Source organism: Leptolyngbya sp. CALU 1928, assembly GCF_056784215.1.
Genome location: NZ_JBXBCE010000001.1, coordinates 674,387 through 691,587 on the forward strand (window position 1 = coordinate 674,387; position 17,201 = coordinate 691,587).

Sequence of the window (17,201 nt, forward strand, 5' to 3'; positions counted from 1 at the left end):
CTTACCTTCCTGCTTTTTTAGCGCTTAAACTGATAGATTGAGACATCTCAAAATTTTATTCGGCAGCTTGTGCAACTGCTTCAGCTTTTTCAAAATCGACATATTGAGTAGGAGTATCAGCAACAGTGCTGGCACTACCCAGCGATCGCCCAGAAATGTTAATGCTGTCAATCATTAATCGTGTTAACTCTTGACGGTGACCCTGTTTCTTACGAGTCTTCTTTTTGGGTTGCATCTTGTAAACAATGATCTTGCGACCCCGCATATGCCTAACTACAGTACCTTCGACTGTTGCCCCATCGACAAGAGGCTGCCCAACATGAATATCGCTATCGTTTTGGATGTAGAATACCTTATCGATATTAACCTTGCCATCAAGCTCAACAGCCAGTCTTTCTACATCATAAAAGCGACCTGGCTCAACCCGAAGTTGCTTGCCACCCGTCTCAATAATTGCGTAAACCATTAATTTTCACCTTAAGTGCGCCGTACAGGTAGCCGAAGCGCGATCGCGTCCTTCAACTTTTGGAGATAACCTGATCCGAGCAAAAAATACAACAGCTTCCAATTGTCACGAATTGCGATCGCATCTGTCAAGCACATTTTCAGTAAAGTTGGGCAAACAGACCCGCTTCAAAAATATTTTAGCGATAGATACTTTAATTGCTGACGTTTAGCAAATTTTCAGCCATGATCATTGATAGCTTTAATGATTAAGTTCTAACTATTTTTTAGTATTAAGCCAGATAGCAGTTGCTTTTGAAAGTGGAGGAAATCAGCGTGGGTTGGCGAATTCGAGCTATTCGTGGTGCAACAACGGTTACAGATAATTCTATTGATGCGATTCGAGAAGCAGTGCATGAACTGCTCAATGAGCTTGAAGTCCGCAATCAATTAGACATGGAAGAAATTGTTAGCGTCACTTTTTCGGTGACTAACGATTTGGATGCTATCTTTCCAGCGGCGATCGCCCGTGAACGTCCTCATTGGTCGCAGGTTCCCCTGTTGGATGTGCAGCAGATGTATGTTAAAGGAAGCCTGCCCCGATGCATCCGCTTTTTGATCCATTTCAACACGCCGAATCCTGATGTTGAAATCCATCACCCTTATCTGCGTCATGCAAAAAACCTCCGTCCTGATTGGACATTTGCAGAAGCTGCCCTCCTATCCCAGTAACGCGTATCCTTGATGGTGCCGCCTTTTCAGAACCGTCTTGTATCTCTATATGACAGGGACGACCAGCTTTGCCTAGATAAAACCGTGGCACAGTTGCGATCGCAAGATTTTAGCCAGATTGCTTTGGAAAACTTGATTGAGGAGACAGAGAGTTTGGGTAAAAGCAACGAACGATACTGATCACTTTGCCAACGCTGAATCAATTGCCGAGAGGTCGTCTGTGATTATTAAAATTGTCTGGGGTGGTGCAATCTTAAGCGATCGCCGCTGCTTGCCGCTAAAATGGAAGCCTATTGTTGTGCAAGAAAGTTTCCATGACAGCATCCGCTCCCGCAAAAACGCAGTATGAAGCAGTGATTGGGTTGGAAACTCACTGTCAACTCAACACAAACACTAAAATTTTCTCTCCAAGTTCAACCAAGTTTGGCGAACCTCCTAATACGTTGATTGACCCGGTATGCATGGGTTTACCCGGAACACTGCCCGTGTTGAATCAAGCCGTGTTGGAATCCTCAGTAAAAATGGGGCTTGCCTTAAACTGTCAAATTGCGCCCTATAGCAAGTTCGATCGCAAACAGTATTTTTATCCTGATTTGCCGAAAAACTACCAAATTTCTCAGTTTGATCTGCCGATCGCAGAACATGGGTTTTTAAACATTGAACTGTATGACAAAGAAACGGGAACTGCCACTCATAAGCGGATTGGCGTGACCCGACTGCACATGGAAGAAGACGCGGGAAAACTTGTACATGGCGGTGGAGAACGGCTTTCTGGGTCTACCTACTCGCTGGTGGACTATAACCGAGCAGGCGTGCCGTTGATGGAGATTGTGTCTGAACCCGATATTCGCACGGGACAAGAAGCGGCTGAATATGCTCAAGAGATTCGCCGAATTGTCCGATATCTGGGCGTTGGCGATGGCAATATGCAAGAAGGTTCGCTTCGTTGTGACGTGAATATTTCCGTGCGTCCGGTGGGGCAAAAGGAGTTTGGCACGAAGGTGGAGATCAAAAACATGAACTCCTTCAGTGCAATTCAGCGGGCGATCGACTATGAAATTGAGCGGCAGATTGCAGCAGTGGAAGCAGGCGAACCGCTGGTACAAGAAACGCGACTCTGGGAAGAAGGCTCTCAGCGCACGATTAGTATGCGGAAGAAAGAAGGGTCTAGCGATTATCGCTACTTTCCAGAACCTGATTTGGGACCCATCGAAGTCTCTGCGGCACAACTGGCAGACTGGAGATCGCAACTGCCCGAATTGCCTGCTCAAAAACGTCAGCGCTACACCACCGAGTTGGGCTTGTCAGTTTACGATGCTCGCGTGTTGACCAACGACCATGCCACAACGGCATACTTTGAAGCCGCGATCGCGGCGGGGGCTTCGGCAAAACTGGCAGCCAACTGGATTATGGGCGATTTAGGTGCCTATCTCAACAACAACGCTAATCTAAGCATTAGTGAGCTACCCCTAAAACCAGAGAGTTTGGCAGAACTGATTGGACTCATTGACGATCGCACGATTAGCAATGCGGCGGCTAAAACTATTTTGCAAGAACTGCTGACTGAGGGCGGCTCGGCAAAGGCGATCGTAGCGCGAGATGGGTTAGGGCAAATTTCGGATACGGGTGCGTTGGAAAGCGCGATCGACGAAGTATTGATCGAAAACCCGAAGGAACTGGAACAATATCGAGGAGGCAAAACAAAGCTCCTAGGATTTTTTGTGGGTCAAGTGATGAAAAAAACGGGCGGTCGTGCCGATCCCAAATTGACCAATCAACTGGTTAGCAAAAAACTAAACAACTAGATACAAGTGTTTGATACCAGCACTTTCAAGCTTTAACAAATTCCGCAAAAGGGCTTACCTCCTAATTTTAAAGCTAGAAAGAGAGATTTCTTCACGAAAAAAACATCATTTAGGGGTGTCACCCCCCACCCCTAAAGTGGCATACTGTGTTTAGTAGATGCACCCTGATGATAGGGAGAGACGCTTAGCGCCTCTCCCTTTTTTATTGAAAGTTTGTTATTGGGAATTCTGCCAGCCCTATCGGGCAGTCTTCCTAGAGAAAGGCATAGCCAAAACTAGAAACTAGCCTCTGTGCGCTGTCTCCACTTGGCTAGTGAACTTTGAAGAAGTAGAAGGAAAATTGGGAAATAAGGGGCGATTATCTAAAATTAAAACTGCACTCAGTGTTGCGATATGTATTGTTAACCCTTGCCGTTTGAATGGAAGTGTTGCAAGTTTGTGATGCTTCGTGATGAATCGTTCCCATTTTTGTCGGGCTTCAATCATAAGAACTGGCTAAGATATAGGATGTTGCGTCATAGGATTCGTTTATCTATGCTCTTTAAGCTGAAAACGCATGGTTTTTAGCAGCCTTGATTATCGGGTAGACGGCTATGATGCAGTGTCACGGGTTTCCCAAAGATTTATAGAGAGGATTTATGGCTATTAATGTTCGTAAAGTCTATGCCAATCTTAAGCACATCGATGAGGTCGATTCTGTTACAGGTGCCCAATATCGTCAGTTGGCTCAAGAAGCGCTGTCTGAGTCGGGTATTAGCCTTGCGCGGCGGATGGTGATTGCAGATCGCCTCATGCAAGCGAATCATTTTTTGGGAATGAAAACCGCTACGAATGGTGATAGCTACTAACTGTTGAATGGATTAACGGCTTGCTTTTAACCATGCAGTGACTCCATCAGCGATCGCGCGTGCGAGTTTCTTTTGCTCTGCTTCACTGGCAATCCATTCGTATTCGTTAGGGTTAATCATGAATCCTAGCTCTAACAGTACTGATGGCGTATTGGATGGGCGAGTCAAGGCTAAATTGTTCCAAAACACTCCATAGGAAGGGCGTTTGAGTGTTTTGACCAAGTAGTTGTGTAAAAAGATGGCTAAGCTATGAGCCTGAGTTTGATACCAAAACATTGAAACGCCCTGAGTTTTGATGGCATCGCCACTATCCGGGAGGGCGTTGTAGTGAACGCTGAGGGCGATCGTCGGCTGTGATGTAGCAATTAGATTCACCCGGTCTTGCAGCCCCACATCGAGATCTTTTTCACGAGTCATGATCACGGTTGCGCCCCTCTGGATCAATTCGTCTCGCAGCAGTTTGGAAGTTTTCAATGTGACGGCTTTTTCTGGTAAACCAGTGGGTCCGACTGAGCCTAAATCTTCGGGTCCACCATGTCCTGGGTCGAGCAGAATTTTTGTTCCTGAAAGCGGTTTTGCCGCGATCGCGGTTCCTTTCCCACTACTCTTCAGATTGGGTGGATGCCGGAGCGCCAAGACTAAACTGGTGCCCTCATATCGCAGCGTATAGCCCCATTGCTGAAGTGTTTTCAGGTTAAAGACATATTGCACCTGTCCGGGTTGGGTTTGCTGCCAGTCGAGGCGGGCAATTAATGGATCGTCGTCTAGCCGGATGGTGTCTGTTTGGGCGGTGGTGTTGTAAAGGGTGAGGGTAAACGTGCGATCGCCCTGCTGCACATTTAGCGGAACCGGAACCTGTAATGGAAAAACAATCTCCGTCCAGTCGCCTGCCCGTCTTGCCTTGACGCTCCGAATCAACGAGGTGGGCGGAACCGCTGCGCGACGCACTTGCACTTCCTGCCGCTTGATCCAAGCACCATAGTCCAAGCGCACCCAGTCGCCTTCATACCCGGTAACGCTTGCTAAGGTTCCTTTCGGGAGCGGGGTTAAACGAGAATAATCAGTGCTGGGTCCTGTGCGGGCGGTGCCGAAATCGGCGGTGACTTCCGCTACTTCTAGCTGAGTAGGCGACAGAATTTGAATATTGCCCGTTCCCAGTTGGCGCGTGGTATTGCCGCCCAAGTTTAGTTCAAATACGGGTCTGCCCAAATCGCCGATTAAAACGCTGCGCCCACACCCTCGGTAAAAGCTTGGTTCAGTTACGGCAACGGGTTGATTTTGCTGAGTTAATACTGCTGAGTTCGGCGGCAACTCGACAAATTGAGATTGCGGCTGAAGCGGCACAGTTTGGCTCGTGCCTAGGCGAACTCCAACGGTGGCTCCCGGTGGAGCGATCGCGCCAAAGCAAATCAACTCATCTGGCAACCTGCCAATATTCACAGCAGGGGTAAGGGACTCTTTGGCAAACGTGGTGCCAATCGGCAAGGTGACACCGCTGGTTTCGCGGGTGACGGTGCGTTTTAGTTCTTGGGTGCCATAGCGAAAGGTGAACTGATTTGTGCCAATTTGCAAGGGAAAGCTGGGAGCAAAGTGTCCGGCGGCACTGCGGGCGATCGCCTGTCCGTTGACCAAAACCTGACCACCCACGGGAGCCGTTCCAATGAAAAAGATTTTGTTCGCCGTAGTTTGATGGATCGGCGGTGGATAGGCGATAAACAGCTTAGGCTGGGCTGCAATTGCGCCAACCGAAACGGCGATCGTACACACCATAGAGAGGCAAAAACAGGTCACTAGGGTAAACGAAACAGGAATTTTCATGGGTGATTTTCACGAACGTCGCTGTGTTGAAACAGGGCAGTTGAAGCAGGGCAGTTGAAGCAGAGCAATAGTGTTTAACTACAGTGAGACTTGCCTGTTATGCTTCCTAGCAATCCACAAACCAATCACAAAAAACTGGCATCATTTCAGCTTAGCCGCTATGGGGTTTGGATAATCGTCCTCATGCCAATAAGCAAGGCTATAGTAACCATGGTCTCGATTCAACGAAAAAAGCAGAAGAAACATCAGCGTTTCTTCTGCTTGACTTGGTTTAACCAATTTTTACCAGATCTTTTGTGGTTGACTTTACTTCAACAAGTACAGCAAGATAAACAAGATAATCCAGATGACATCGACGAAGTGCCAGTAGATTTCGGCGGCTTCGATGCCAAAGTGACTGGTGCTGGAATAGTGACCCGGTTTGCGCGATCGCCACAGCACACCCAACATCAGGATCACGCCAAAGAAGACGTGCAGCCCGTGGAAGCCCGTCAATACATAAAACGTACTGGCAAACAGATTAGTCTTGAGTCCAAACTCTAGATGGAAATACTCATAAAGCTGACCTGCCAGAAATACAGCACCGATCGCGGCAGTAATGGCAAACCACATCCGCATTCCTTTCACGTCATCCTTTTTAATTGCCGTGTCAGCATTGTGGATCACAAAGCTACTGGAAATTAGGATGATGGTGTTCACTCCCGGCAGCAGCAATTCTAGCTCTGGCGTTCCTGGGGGGGGCCACACTGGAGCCACTGCCCGAAACGTCAGATAGGCAATAAACAGCCCCATAAAAATCATTGCTTCCGCCACGAGAAAAACAATGATGCCAAAAATCCGGTGATCAGGGTGAGCGTGATGTCCGTGGGCGGTCTCCGACTGGTGGCTGGTAACAATCGTGGTCGTATCAAGTGCGGAACTTTGCATAGTGTCTCTCCTTATCCTTGTGCTGCCGCCGCTTCCAGTGCCAAAAATGGTCCCGCTTTAATAATTTTCACCGCCTCTTCCGTACCGTACTCATAAGGACCGATTTCAAGGATTGGATCAATCTCAAAGTTTTCTACCGGCGGTGGAGACGTGGTTTGCCATTCAAAGGTTAAGCCACCCCAAGGATTGCTAGACGCTTTCTCGCCCTTGAACACGCTCCAGATGACGTTAAAGATGAACGGGAAGGTAGAAACCGCCAAGATATAAGTGCCCACAGTACAAATCAAATTGAGCGCCGTAAACTTAGGATCATATTCCGCGATCCGGCGGTTCATCCCTTCTAGACCTAACTTGTGCATCGGCAAAAACGCAAGATTAAAGCCAATCAACGTTAGGGCAAAGTGAATTCTACCCAAGGTTTCGTTCACCATGCGTCCGGTCATTTTGGGGAACCAGTGGTAGGTTCCGGCGTAGATGCCAAAGACGCTGCCACCAAACAAGACGTAGTGCAGATGGGCAACCACAAAGTAGGTATCGTGGACATGAATGTCAAACGGTACGGCTGCCAGCATGACTCCACTAATGCCGCCAATCACAAACATAGAGAGGAAGCCCATGGCAAACAGCATGGCGCTATTCAGCCGCAGTTTGCCGCCCCAAATGGTGGCTAACCAGCCAAATACTTTAATGCCTGTAGGCACGGCGATGATCATGGTGTTGATCATGAAAAACATCCGCAGCCAAGGAGGGGTGCCACTGGTAAACATGTGGTGTGCCCAGACAATCAAGCCTAAAAAGCTGATGGCAAAACTGGAGTAAGCGATCGCCTTATAGCCAAAAATCGGCTTACGAGAGTGAACGGGTAAAATCTCGGAGATCAACCCAAACACTGGCAGCACCATGATGTAGACCGCCGGGTGGGAGTAAAACCAAAACATGTGCTGGTATACCACCGGATTGCCGCCGCCCGTGGGGTTGAAAAAGGCAGTACCCACCACCAGATCAAACGACAAGAGAATCAGCGCCCCTGCCAGGACTGGAGTGGAAATCAAGATCAGCGCCGAGGTCGCCAACATTGCCCAACAAAATAAGGGCATTTTATTTAAGGTCATGCCGGGGGCACGCATTTTCAGGATCGTCACCAGAAAATTCACGGCACCCAAAATGGAAGAGGTGCCTAAAATGAGCAGGCTCAAAATCCAAATCATTTCCCCCGGCTTGTTATAAACCAAGCTCAAGGGTGGATAGGAAGTCCAGCCAGCGCCGGGAGCGCCAACAAAGAAACTGCTGAGCAGTAGAATTCCACCGGGTGGAATCATCCAAAAAGCGACGGCATTCAGCTTAGGAAATGCCATATCCCGTGCGCCAACCAGCAGCGGAATCAGGTAATTGCCAAAGGCTCCGGTTGCCGCAGGCACAATCCACAGAAAAATCATCACTGTGGCATGAACCGTAAATAAGCCGTTATAGGTTTCGCGGCTAACAAAATCGACTTCAGGGGTTGCGAGTTCGGTGCGAATTAGCGTGGCTAAGAAACCGCCCACAAAATAGAAAAAGAACGAGGTGACCAGGTATTGGATGCCAATCACTTTATGGTCAGTGCTGAAGCTAAAGTATTTCAGCCATTCGCGCTTTTTTGCCTGAATTGGGGAGGGCTGCGGGATTTTTGCCGCTTCGTCTTGGAGTAGCTGAGTCATAGGACTTTAACAGATCAATAAATGGCTAGCTAGCAGAAGGGTGATGGGCTGAATGAAGCTGCTGAAGGGTGGCTGCATCCACGCCAAGCGGATCAACAAAGGGCGCAAGAAACTGATCGACTGGTTTCTCGGCAGCGGTAAGGGCGATCGCGTCATTTAATCCCGTCGCACTGGCTACCTGCTGACTGGCGATCCAAGCATTGAAGTCTGCTGGAGTTTCAGCAATCACTTTAGTATTCATTGCGCCGTGGTAAGGACCACACAATTCAGCACAGATCACTGGATATTCACCAACGCGAGACGGGGTAAAGGCAAGCTGTGTGGGTGTGCCAGGGATCGCATCCTGCTTAACCCGATACTCTGGCACCCAAAAGGCATGAAGCACGTCGTTGGCAGAAATCGCTAGATTAATCCGGGTGCCGACTGGCACATGCAGTTCACCTGAAATTACTCCGCTGTCTGGGTAGGTGAAAATCCAAGCATATTGCAATCCAGCCGTTTGAATCGTCATTTCTGCCGGGGTATCTGTCACTGCGGGCGCTGAAGGTGCTGAAACGGCATCAACGGTTGCATCAGTTAAGGTGCCAGCGATCGCAGCCCCCGGCATTTTTGCCATCTCATGAGTGGACTGGCTGTGGTGGGCAACGGAATGATCCATCGGATCTAAGCCGCCCATGGAATTGTAAATGTCAAAGCTGTAGACCGCAATTCCTAATACAATGACCGCCGGAATTGAAGTCCAGAGAATCTCTAGAGGAATATTGCCCTCAATGTAAGGTCCATCGGTATCATCGCCCGGTTTACGCCGAAATTTAAAGAATGAATAAACGAGCGCCCCTTGAACCAGCAAGAATAATCCGGTTCCAATCGTCATCATAATATCGAATAACTTATCTACCCGCGGCGCATCTGTAGAAGCTGCCACAGGCATTAAGCCATGATTTTGCCCATACCAAAGACTCACAATCGTCAATACGACCCCAACTAATAGCGTTGTAATTGAACCTGGAATATTCACAAATCTCTCCCTTCTAACAGGCAACCAAAAAGCTAATGATGCTTAAACCTAAAAAATCCTTTGTAAAAACGATTGAAGTTGCTGCACATCAGGATTCAGACTGTATTTCTAGCATTAGCTTGGGCATTAATCAGTCTTAAAAGTACGCTATCAATTTACAACAGAGTACGGATATGTTGTCTAAAAAATCCGACTCTCAATTATCAGGGTAGACTACGTTCCACAAGAATCCGTGTGCAGCACTACAAGCGTAGGGATTATTCACAAAAATCAGTCAGGCTAACTGTGATTGCTTCCAACTTAGCGACTTTCTAGCCTTTGTGCAGCCTTGGATAGGGACAGAAAATGAAATTTATCTTTAAATTTTCGGTTCTTTTCTTCTTTCAAGTCAAGCTTTAGAGGGTAGAGGAGACCTGATGAACCGAGGAAGCCTTCCCTCGCCTTAAAATTAGAGTTGTCACGATCGCGCTTTCATTCACCATGTCTGATTCAACTATTACAGTCACAGTTAAGCTATTTGCAGCGTATCAAGAGGCTTGTGGAGTGTCAGACTTGACACTAGACCTACCTACAGACACCAAGGTTGAGGCGGTGCGCGATCGCCTGATTGCTGCCCATCCTCAACTCGATCAGTGGCAAGATTTAACCCGGTTTGGCGTAAATTTACAATTTGTTCCACCAGAAACCATTTTGCAATCAGGCGACGAAGTGGTTTTGATACCTCCAGTGAGTGGTGGTTAATATCGGGTCTATCAAGAAAGTAGTTTACAAAAGAACAAGCAGAACCCACCTCCCTTAGCATGAGCGTTGCTTAAACGACGTTCCACCCGCTTGAAGTTGAGACACTGCCGATATTGACAAAGCTACTGCGCGCGGTGCCATTCATACCCCATATCGCCACGCTGCCGTTCGAGCTATTGTACCAAAGCACATCCGCATTGCCATCACTGGTGAAATCACCCACCCCAACAATCTTCCACCCTGAGCTACTCGGCACACTCTCGATAACAGTAGATTTCTTGTAAGTCGTGCCATCCATTTCCCAGACTAGGTTTTGCCCACTGCCACTGTTGCGCCAGAGAATGTCAGTTTTGCCATCTTTGGTAAAGTCACCCGTTCCGACAACCTCCCATCCTGAGCCTGCCGCCACGCTGTTGAGGAAAGTGGATTTCTTGTAAGTCGTGCCATCCATTTCCCAGACTAGGTTTTGCCCACTGCCCCTGTTGCGCCAGAGAATATCGGTTTTGCCATCATTCGTGAAGTCACCTGCTCCAACAACTTCCCACCCAGAACTCACCGCCACGCTATTAATGAAAGTGGCAGTTTTGTAAGTGGTGCCATCCATTTCCCATACAAGATTTTGCCCACTGCTACTATTGCGCCAGAGAATATCGGTTTTGCCATCATTGGTGAAGTCGCCTGTGGCAACGGCATTCCACCCTGAACCTGCCGCCTCGCTTTTGAGAAAAGTGCCGTTTTTGTAGGTCGTGTTATCCATCTCCCAGACTAGGTTTTGCCCATTTAACCCATTGCGCCAGAGAATATCGGTTTTGCCATCATTGGTGAAGTCGGTCGTTGCGTTGCGGTTGACTTGGAGCGATGCAGTATCAAATTGCACACTGAACGCGGTGGAGTTGCCGTTGGTCGTGGTGTTTGCCGTTGCCCCGTTAATACCACTAGTTTGATCCCAAGCGCGGTAGGTTATGGCGTTGGCAAGGGTGCCTGTGTAGCCTACATTGGGACGGAAGTATAAACGGGTGCTGGCGTTGTCGGCAAGCAGGAGCGCACTGGTATTGGAGACTCCAGCAATCTCAGCCCAGTTTGCGCCATTATTGGTGCTATAGAACCAAGAGCCGTGGCTGGTGTCGGTGTCAGTGATGGCGATGCCTGTGAGTGCGCCAGCATCGGGGTCAATCACGTTGTTTTGTCCACTGCCGCCTGTGAGGTTGGCGAGTTGGGTGATGCTGGTGCCGACTGCACCGAGGGGAGCCGGGGCATTGCTCCGCACACTATTGAGGGTAACGACAGTATCGGTCAGAATCGGGGCATCATTGAGGTCTTTGACGATAATCGAAAGCTGTTTGTCGTAGGTCAGTCCACTAAAGTCAGTGGTGCGAACCCGAATGCTATAGCTGGGTTGGGTTTCAAAATCGGGGGAGGCATTCAGCCGCAGTTCGTCGTCGTTTGTGATAGTAAAGGCGCTGTTGTGGGTGCTGCCGGTGCCAGGAACAAAGCTGTAGGTGAAGGTGCCGCCATCGGGGTCGAGGGTGGTGAAGGTGCCAATAAAAGTGTTGGGGGCAACGTTTTCATCGATGGTGTTGGCGCTAAGGATCAGGTCGGTGGGTGGATTGTCGTTGTCGGTGATGGCAGCGATGACAGAACCAATGGGGATGCCGCTGTAGTTGGGGTCAAGGCTGGTAGCGGTGTGGCTGATGGTGCCGTTGTGGGGACTGCCTTCGGCGATGTTGTCATTTACTGCGGTGACGGTCACGGTTTGAGCAACGTTCCAGTTGGCACTGGTGAAGGTGAGGGTCGGAACGCTCGTGGTGGTTTGAGTACCAGGATTTAGGTTAATCGTGACATCAGCGGTGGGCTGGGAGGTGAGGACGACGCTGTAGGTATCGGTGGTGCCGCTTTCAGAGATCGCGGTGCCGCCACTTTGAATGATGCTGACTCCGGCATTGTCGTTGTCGGTGATGGCAGCGATGACAGAACCAATGGGGATGCCGCTGTAGTTGGGGTCAAGGCTGGTAGCGGTGTGGCTGATGGTGCCGTTGTGGGGACTGCCTTCGGCGATGTTGTCATTTACTGCGGTGACGGTCACGGTTTGAGCAACGTTCCAGTTGGCACTGGTGAAGGTGAGGGTCGGAACGCTCGTGGTGGTTTGAGTACCAGGATTTAGGTTAATCGTGACATCAGCGGTGGGCTGGGAGGTGAGGACGACGCTGTAGGTATCGGTGGTGCCGCTTTCAGAGATCGCGGTGCCGCCACTTTGAATGATGCTGACTCCGGCATTGTCGTTGTCGGTGATGGCAGCGATGACAGAACCAATGGGGATGCCGCTGTAGTTGGGGTCAAGGCTGGTAGCGGTGTGGCTGATGGTGCCGTTGTGGGGACTGCCTTCGGCGATGTTGTCATTTACTGCGGTGACGGTCACGGTTTGAGCAACGTTCCAGTTGGCACTGGTGAAGGTGAGGGTCGGAACGCTCGTTGTGGTTTGACTGCTGTTGGCAAGGGTGATGGTGACATCGGAGGTGGGTTCGGAGGTGAGGACGACGCTGTAAGTATCGGTTGCGCCGCTTTCGGTGAGGGTGGTGCCCCCGGTCTGGGTGATGGTGACTCCGGCATTGTCGTTGTCGGTAATATTGATGGATCGAGCGGTGGTGGTGCCAAGGGTAATCCCTGCTGACGGATTGCTAAGGGTCAACGTAGCGGTTTCTGTTCCTTCCGCTATGGCATCGTTGAATACGGTGAAGGTGACAAAACCCGTGGTTTGCCCAGCGGGAATAGTGATGGTGTTGTTGCTAAGGGTATAGTCACCAGCGGTGATCCCGGTGCCCGACACGCCTAGGCTGACAGTTTGGGCGCTAGAGACGGCACTAGAGGCGGTGGCGGTGACGGTGATGGCGGTGGTGCCTGCTTCCGTGCCAGCGGTGCTGCTGACTGAGAGGTTGACGGTGGGCGCATCGGCAATGGTAAGGGTGGCGGTGGGAGAATTGTTCAACAGCACCGAGACGTTGCCGGAGTTAGCACTTCCAGTGGCAATGTCTGCCTTGCCATCGCCATTGAAGTCGCCGATCGCTACGGACCAGGGACCTGACCCGACCGCGACATCGGTCGTGCCCGTGAAGTCACCCGCTCCATCACCCAAGCGGATCGAAACACTGTTGGAGTTAAGGTTTGCGGTGGCAAAATCTGCCTTGCCATCGCCATTAAAATCGCCGATCGCTACAGACTGGGGATTTAACCCGACCGCAACATCGGTAGTGCCCGTGAAGTTGCCCAGTCCATCGCCCAAGCGAATCGAAACCGTGCTGGAGTTAGTGCTTGTAGCGGCAAAATCTGCCTTGCCATCGCCATTAAAGTCGCCGATCGCCACAGAATAGGGACGTGGTCCGACCGCGACATTGGTAGTGCCCGTGAAGCCGCCCAGTCCATTACCCAAGCGGATCGAAACATTGTTGGAGAAATAGTTTGCAGCGGCAAAGTCTGCCTTGCCATCGCCATTAAAGTCGCCGATCGCCACGGAATAGGGATTTGACCCGACCGGGACATCAAGAGTGCCCGTGAAGCCGCCTGAGCCATCGCCCAAGCGAATTGAAACCGTGCTGGCGTTAAAGTTTGCAGTGGCAAAATCTGCCTTGCCATCGCCATTAAAGTCACCGATCGCCACGGAACGGGGATTTAGTCCGACCGGGACGGTAGTGGTGCCCGTGAAGCCGCCTGAGCCATTGCCCAAGCGGATCGAAACCGTGCTATCGCTATTTGCAGTGGCAACGTCTGCCTTGCCATCGCCATTAAAGTCGCCGATCGCCACGGAAAGGGGACCTGCGCCGACCGGGATGTTGGCGGTGCTCGTGAAGCCGCCCAGTCCATCACCCAAGCGAATTGAAACCGTGCTGGCGTTAAGGTTTGCGGTGGCAAAATCTGCCTTGCCATCGCCATTAAAATCGCCGATCGCCACGGAATAGGGCTGTGTCCCGATCGCAACGGCAGTGGCAGCCGCAAACGGGGTCGTGGAGTTATAGCCTGTGATGTAGCCACTGCCTGCTGCCAGGTTGAGCTTCACGGTTTCGTTGGGGTCAGCAATGCCATCGTTGACGGCATTGACCAGGAGGGTGGCGCTGGTTTCTCCGGCGGCGATGGTGAAGCTGCTGCCCGTAACCCCGGTGATGTTGGTGCCTGCGGTTAAGGTGTAGTCGGCGGGGTTATTGGCGGTGCTGCCCGTGAGGCTGAAGTTGACGGTTAAGCCACCAGCGGGGGCGGGGGTGTTGAGGGTCAGAGTGTAAATGCCCTGGGTGCTGCCCTCGGCGGGGTTGGTGCCAGCCGCTAGGCTGATGATGGGAAAGTCGTTGTCGGCGATGAGGATATTTTGCGTCGTAGTACTGCCGAGGGTAATACCAGTGGAGGGACTGCTGAGGGTGAGGGTGGCGGTTTCGCTGCCTTCAATGATGAAATCGTCTTTCACAGTGAAGGTCGCGGTGCCCGTGGTTTGCCCGTTGGGAATAGTGATAGTGGAGTTGCTGAGGCTGTAGTCGCCAGCGGTAATGCCTGTGCCGGATACTCCTAGGTTGAGGGTTTGGTTACCAGTAACGGCACTGGATGCCGTGGCGGTGATGGTGATGATAGTGGTGCCTGCTTCCGTGCCTGCGGTGCTGGTAACGGAGAGGTTGACAGCCGGAAAATCGTTGTCGGTAATGGCGATGTTTTGCGTCGTCGTTGTACCCAGAGTAATGCCAGTCGAAGGGCTGCTAATGGTCAGGGTGGCGGTTTCGCTGCCTTCAATCAGGACATCATCGAAGACAGTGAAAGTGACCGAGCCAGTGGTTGCTCCGCCGGGAATGGTGATGATGGAGTTGCTGAGGGTGTAGTCGCCTGCGGTAATGCCCGTACCAGAAACTCCCAGATTCACAGTCTGGTTACCAACAACAGCACTAGAGGCGGTGGCGGTGACAGTGATAACGGTGCTGCCTGCTTCTATGCCTGTGGTGCTGGTGACGGAGAGATTGACAGCGGGAAAATCATTGTCGGTAATGGTGGCGACGACTGGAACAACAGTGATGCCGTTGTACCGAGTGTCTGTACTGTTAACTATGTGGGTGATGCTCCCTGTATGAGTGCCTTCAATCACGCTGTCATCGATCGCGGTGACGGTGACGGTTTGCGGCGTACTCCAATTTCCTGGCGCAAAGATGAGGGGGCTGGAGGGGGTGGCGCTTGCTTGAGTATCTCCGTTCAGCGTTACAGTGACATTCGTAGTTGGCGCAGAATCTAGGACAACGGTATAGGTATCGATAGTGCCGCCCTCGGTGATGGCGGTTGACCCACCCGACTGAGTAATGGTGACTCCAGGGGCAGGGTTAACCGTAAAGGTGCCCGTGGTAATGGAGTTATTGGTCTCATTGCTTTCGAGAATGGTATTACCCGGATCAGCTACTAGAGTCGTGGCACCGAGAGTGCCTGCCTGAGTTGGGGTGACGTTCACTTGAATTTGGGCAAAGCTACCGGTGTTGATGCTGCCCCCGGTAAAGGTGAGGGTAGACCCAGACAGGGTAGGAGCGTTAAAACCGCCTCCGAGAATGGTGGCAGAGTTGTAGGTGACGTTGGCAGGCAGGGTAAAGGTGAGCGTGATACCGCTGGCATTAGCAGTCCCGTTGTTTTGTACATCCAGACCGTAGTTAAAGGGGATACCAACCGCGATCGGTCCTGGTGTGCTAATGCCTGAACTTAAATCAGGCAGAGCAAAATCGTTGTCGGTAATGGTAATACTTTGCGTCGTCGTTGTGCCCAGAGTAATGCCGGAGGAAGGGCTGCTAATCGTCAGGGTGGCGGTTTCGGTGCCTTCAACGAGAGCATCATCGAAGACGGTGAAGGTGACAGAGCCAGTGGTTGCTCCGTTGGGAATGGTGATGGTGGGGTTGCTGAGAGTGTAGTCGCCTGCGGTGATGCCTGTACCAGAAACTCCCAGATTCACAGTCTGGTTACCAACAACAGCACTGGCGGCGGTGGCGGTGACGGTAACAGCAGTGGTGCCTGCTTCCGTGCCTGCGTTGGTGTTGACTGAAAGGTTGACTGTAGGAGTGGTGGGCACAGACAAAGCGAAGTTATCAATGGCTAATCCATGATCAGTGCCAGTGTCATTGTTCTCAACCCAGCGCACCCATAGAGTGCTGTTATTTGCCCAATTGAGACTGGTGAGTGTCCCACCCCGATTGGCAACCAGACCCGCAACATTGCCATTCACTGCGGCGGCGGTTGTTGTTGCTTGTAGCGATGTCCAGTCAAAGTTGCCGCCGGGGGTATTCCAGGTGGAGACAGCGGTAAAACTTGTCCCAAAACCATACTGCAAAACCATTGTTTGGGCAGTGGCATTACCGCCATTGCGCCACTGTTCGCCATCGAAGGCAAGGTTGACCGTGTTGAGGGTTGCACCTGTGGTATTAGTTGCGGAGAAGGCAATCCATCCGGCAACTGCACCATTTCCAGGAACAGGAGTACCAAAATAATTGCTATTGGAGCCAAGTCCGCCTAAGGCTCTGTCAGTGACGGCGGCACCGTAACTGTAGAAATTTCCAGTCCCACTACCGCCATTATCTGCGCCGTAGGTGGTGATGGCAGTACCAGGAATGGGTTGCCTGAAGAGCGACCAACCCAAGATCGTGCTATCGTTCGCCCAAGGATTGCTGGTGCCTGTGCTTGCCAGGGTATTGAAGTTTTGGGTGTAGGAACCAGTGAAGTTAACGGGCATGGATAGACGCTCCAGGGATTAAGGGTCAGGTGAACTGGGGTGAGCGGGTAGAGGGTTTCAACGACTACGGGCAGGGATAATTACAGCGTTGGGCGAAAGGTTGGGCGATCGCGTGTGCCATCGAATACCTTAATCGAGGGTTCTAGGTGTTGTCCGAATATCTCGAAGACACTTATGAAAGAGATATTTTATGGAAGAGATGCTTTATCAAAGCCTTACAGAACCTATGGCAATCAGATGTTTCAGAATTTTGGAATAGGTTCTACTGTTTCAGCGTTATCCGCTTTCCATACTTTTACAGAGGTGTAGTGTTCTCCACTACGGAAGCAACTCGGAACTTTTGACTCGTAGAAAAATACAAAGTCGCGTAAATTTCTAGGTGTGAATTGTTTGGATTTATGCTTATCCTTCCTGAACAGCACCCAGGCATCTCAGTTCTTGAAT

The 17,201-nt window shown here is 50.8% G+C and carries 12 protein-coding genes; 5 read left to right on the forward strand and 7 right to left on the reverse strand.

Annotation, left to right across the window (positions count from 1 at the left end):
- Positions 1-55 precede the first annotated feature (55 nt).
- Together rplU and AC1S5B_RS03000 are read right to left on the reverse strand one after the other, a co-directional pair.
- On the reverse strand, positions 56-466 hold the full coding sequence (rplU, locus tag AC1S5B_RS02995; protein ID WP_482034239.1) for a 50S ribosomal protein L21: 411 nt from the start codon (positions 464-466) through the stop codon (positions 56-58).
- A gap of 11 nt (positions 467-477) precedes the next feature.
- A complete protein-coding gene (locus AC1S5B_RS03000; RefSeq protein ID WP_482034240.1) occupies positions 478-603 on the reverse strand; it encodes a hypothetical protein in 126 nt (41 codons plus the stop codon).
- Between the two features lie 177 nt (positions 604-780).
- Between AC1S5B_RS03000 and aroH the strand changes: the two genes are divergently transcribed.
- From aroH to AC1S5B_RS03020, 4 genes are all read left to right on the forward strand, one after another.
- Positions 781-1,176, forward strand: a complete 396-nt coding sequence (gene aroH, locus AC1S5B_RS03005) for a chorismate mutase (RefSeq protein WP_482034241.1) — start codon at positions 781-783, stop codon at positions 1,174-1,176.
- 12 nt (positions 1,177-1,188) lie between these two features.
- On the forward strand, positions 1,189-1,356 hold the full coding sequence (locus tag AC1S5B_RS03010; protein WP_482034242.1) for a DUF29 family protein: 168 nt from the start codon (positions 1,189-1,191) through the stop codon (positions 1,354-1,356).
- A gap of 134 nt (positions 1,357-1,490) precedes the next feature.
- A complete protein-coding gene (gatB, locus tag AC1S5B_RS03015; RefSeq protein ID WP_482034243.1) occupies positions 1,491-2,981 on the forward strand; it encodes an Asp-tRNA(Asn)/Glu-tRNA(Gln) amidotransferase subunit GatB in 1,491 nt (496 codons plus the stop codon).
- Between the two features lie 638 nt (positions 2,982-3,619).
- Positions 3,620-3,829, forward strand: coding sequence for a hypothetical protein (locus AC1S5B_RS03020; protein WP_482034244.1), 210 nt, complete (start codon positions 3,620-3,622; stop codon positions 3,827-3,829).
- A 12-nt stretch (positions 3,830-3,841) separates the two neighbouring features.
- Here AC1S5B_RS03020 and AC1S5B_RS03025 read toward each other — a convergent pair whose 3' ends face one another.
- The 4 genes from AC1S5B_RS03025 to AC1S5B_RS03040 form a co-directional block, all read right to left on the reverse strand.
- The gene (locus AC1S5B_RS03025) at positions 3,842-5,647 is read right to left on the reverse strand and encodes an N-acetylmuramoyl-L-alanine amidase family protein (protein ID WP_482034245.1); all 1,806 of its coding nucleotides are present in this window, start codon (positions 5,645-5,647) and stop codon (positions 3,842-3,844) included.
- Between the two features lie 306 nt (positions 5,648-5,953).
- Positions 5,954-6,574 (reverse strand): cytochrome c oxidase subunit 3, encoded by a 621-nt coding sequence (locus tag AC1S5B_RS03030; RefSeq protein ID WP_482034246.1) that lies wholly within the window; start codon positions 6,572-6,574, stop codon positions 5,954-5,956.
- Between the two features lie 11 nt (positions 6,575-6,585).
- Positions 6,586-8,271 carry a cytochrome c oxidase subunit I gene (gene ctaD / locus AC1S5B_RS03035; RefSeq protein WP_482034247.1) on the reverse strand — a complete coding sequence of 562 codons (1,686 nt, stop codon included), beginning with the start codon at positions 8,269-8,271 and terminating at the stop codon, positions 6,586-6,588.
- Positions 8,272-8,296: 25 nt separating this feature from the next.
- Positions 8,297-9,289, reverse strand: coding sequence for a cytochrome c oxidase subunit II (locus AC1S5B_RS03040; protein WP_482034248.1), 993 nt, complete (start codon positions 9,287-9,289; stop codon positions 8,297-8,299).
- A gap of 480 nt (positions 9,290-9,769) precedes the next feature.
- On the opposite strand from AC1S5B_RS03040, the gene AC1S5B_RS03045 reads away from it, so the two are divergent.
- Positions 9,770-10,030 (forward strand): MoaD/ThiS family protein, encoded by a 261-nt coding sequence (locus AC1S5B_RS03045; protein WP_482034249.1) that lies wholly within the window; start codon positions 9,770-9,772, stop codon positions 10,028-10,030.
- A gap of 70 nt (positions 10,031-10,100) precedes the next feature.
- Here AC1S5B_RS03045 and AC1S5B_RS03050 read toward each other — a convergent pair whose 3' ends face one another.
- On the reverse strand, positions 10,101-16,757 hold the full coding sequence (locus AC1S5B_RS03050; protein WP_482034250.1) for an FG-GAP-like repeat-containing protein: 6,657 nt from the start codon (positions 16,755-16,757) through the stop codon (positions 10,101-10,103).
- Positions 16,758-17,201: the final 444 nt, after the last annotated feature.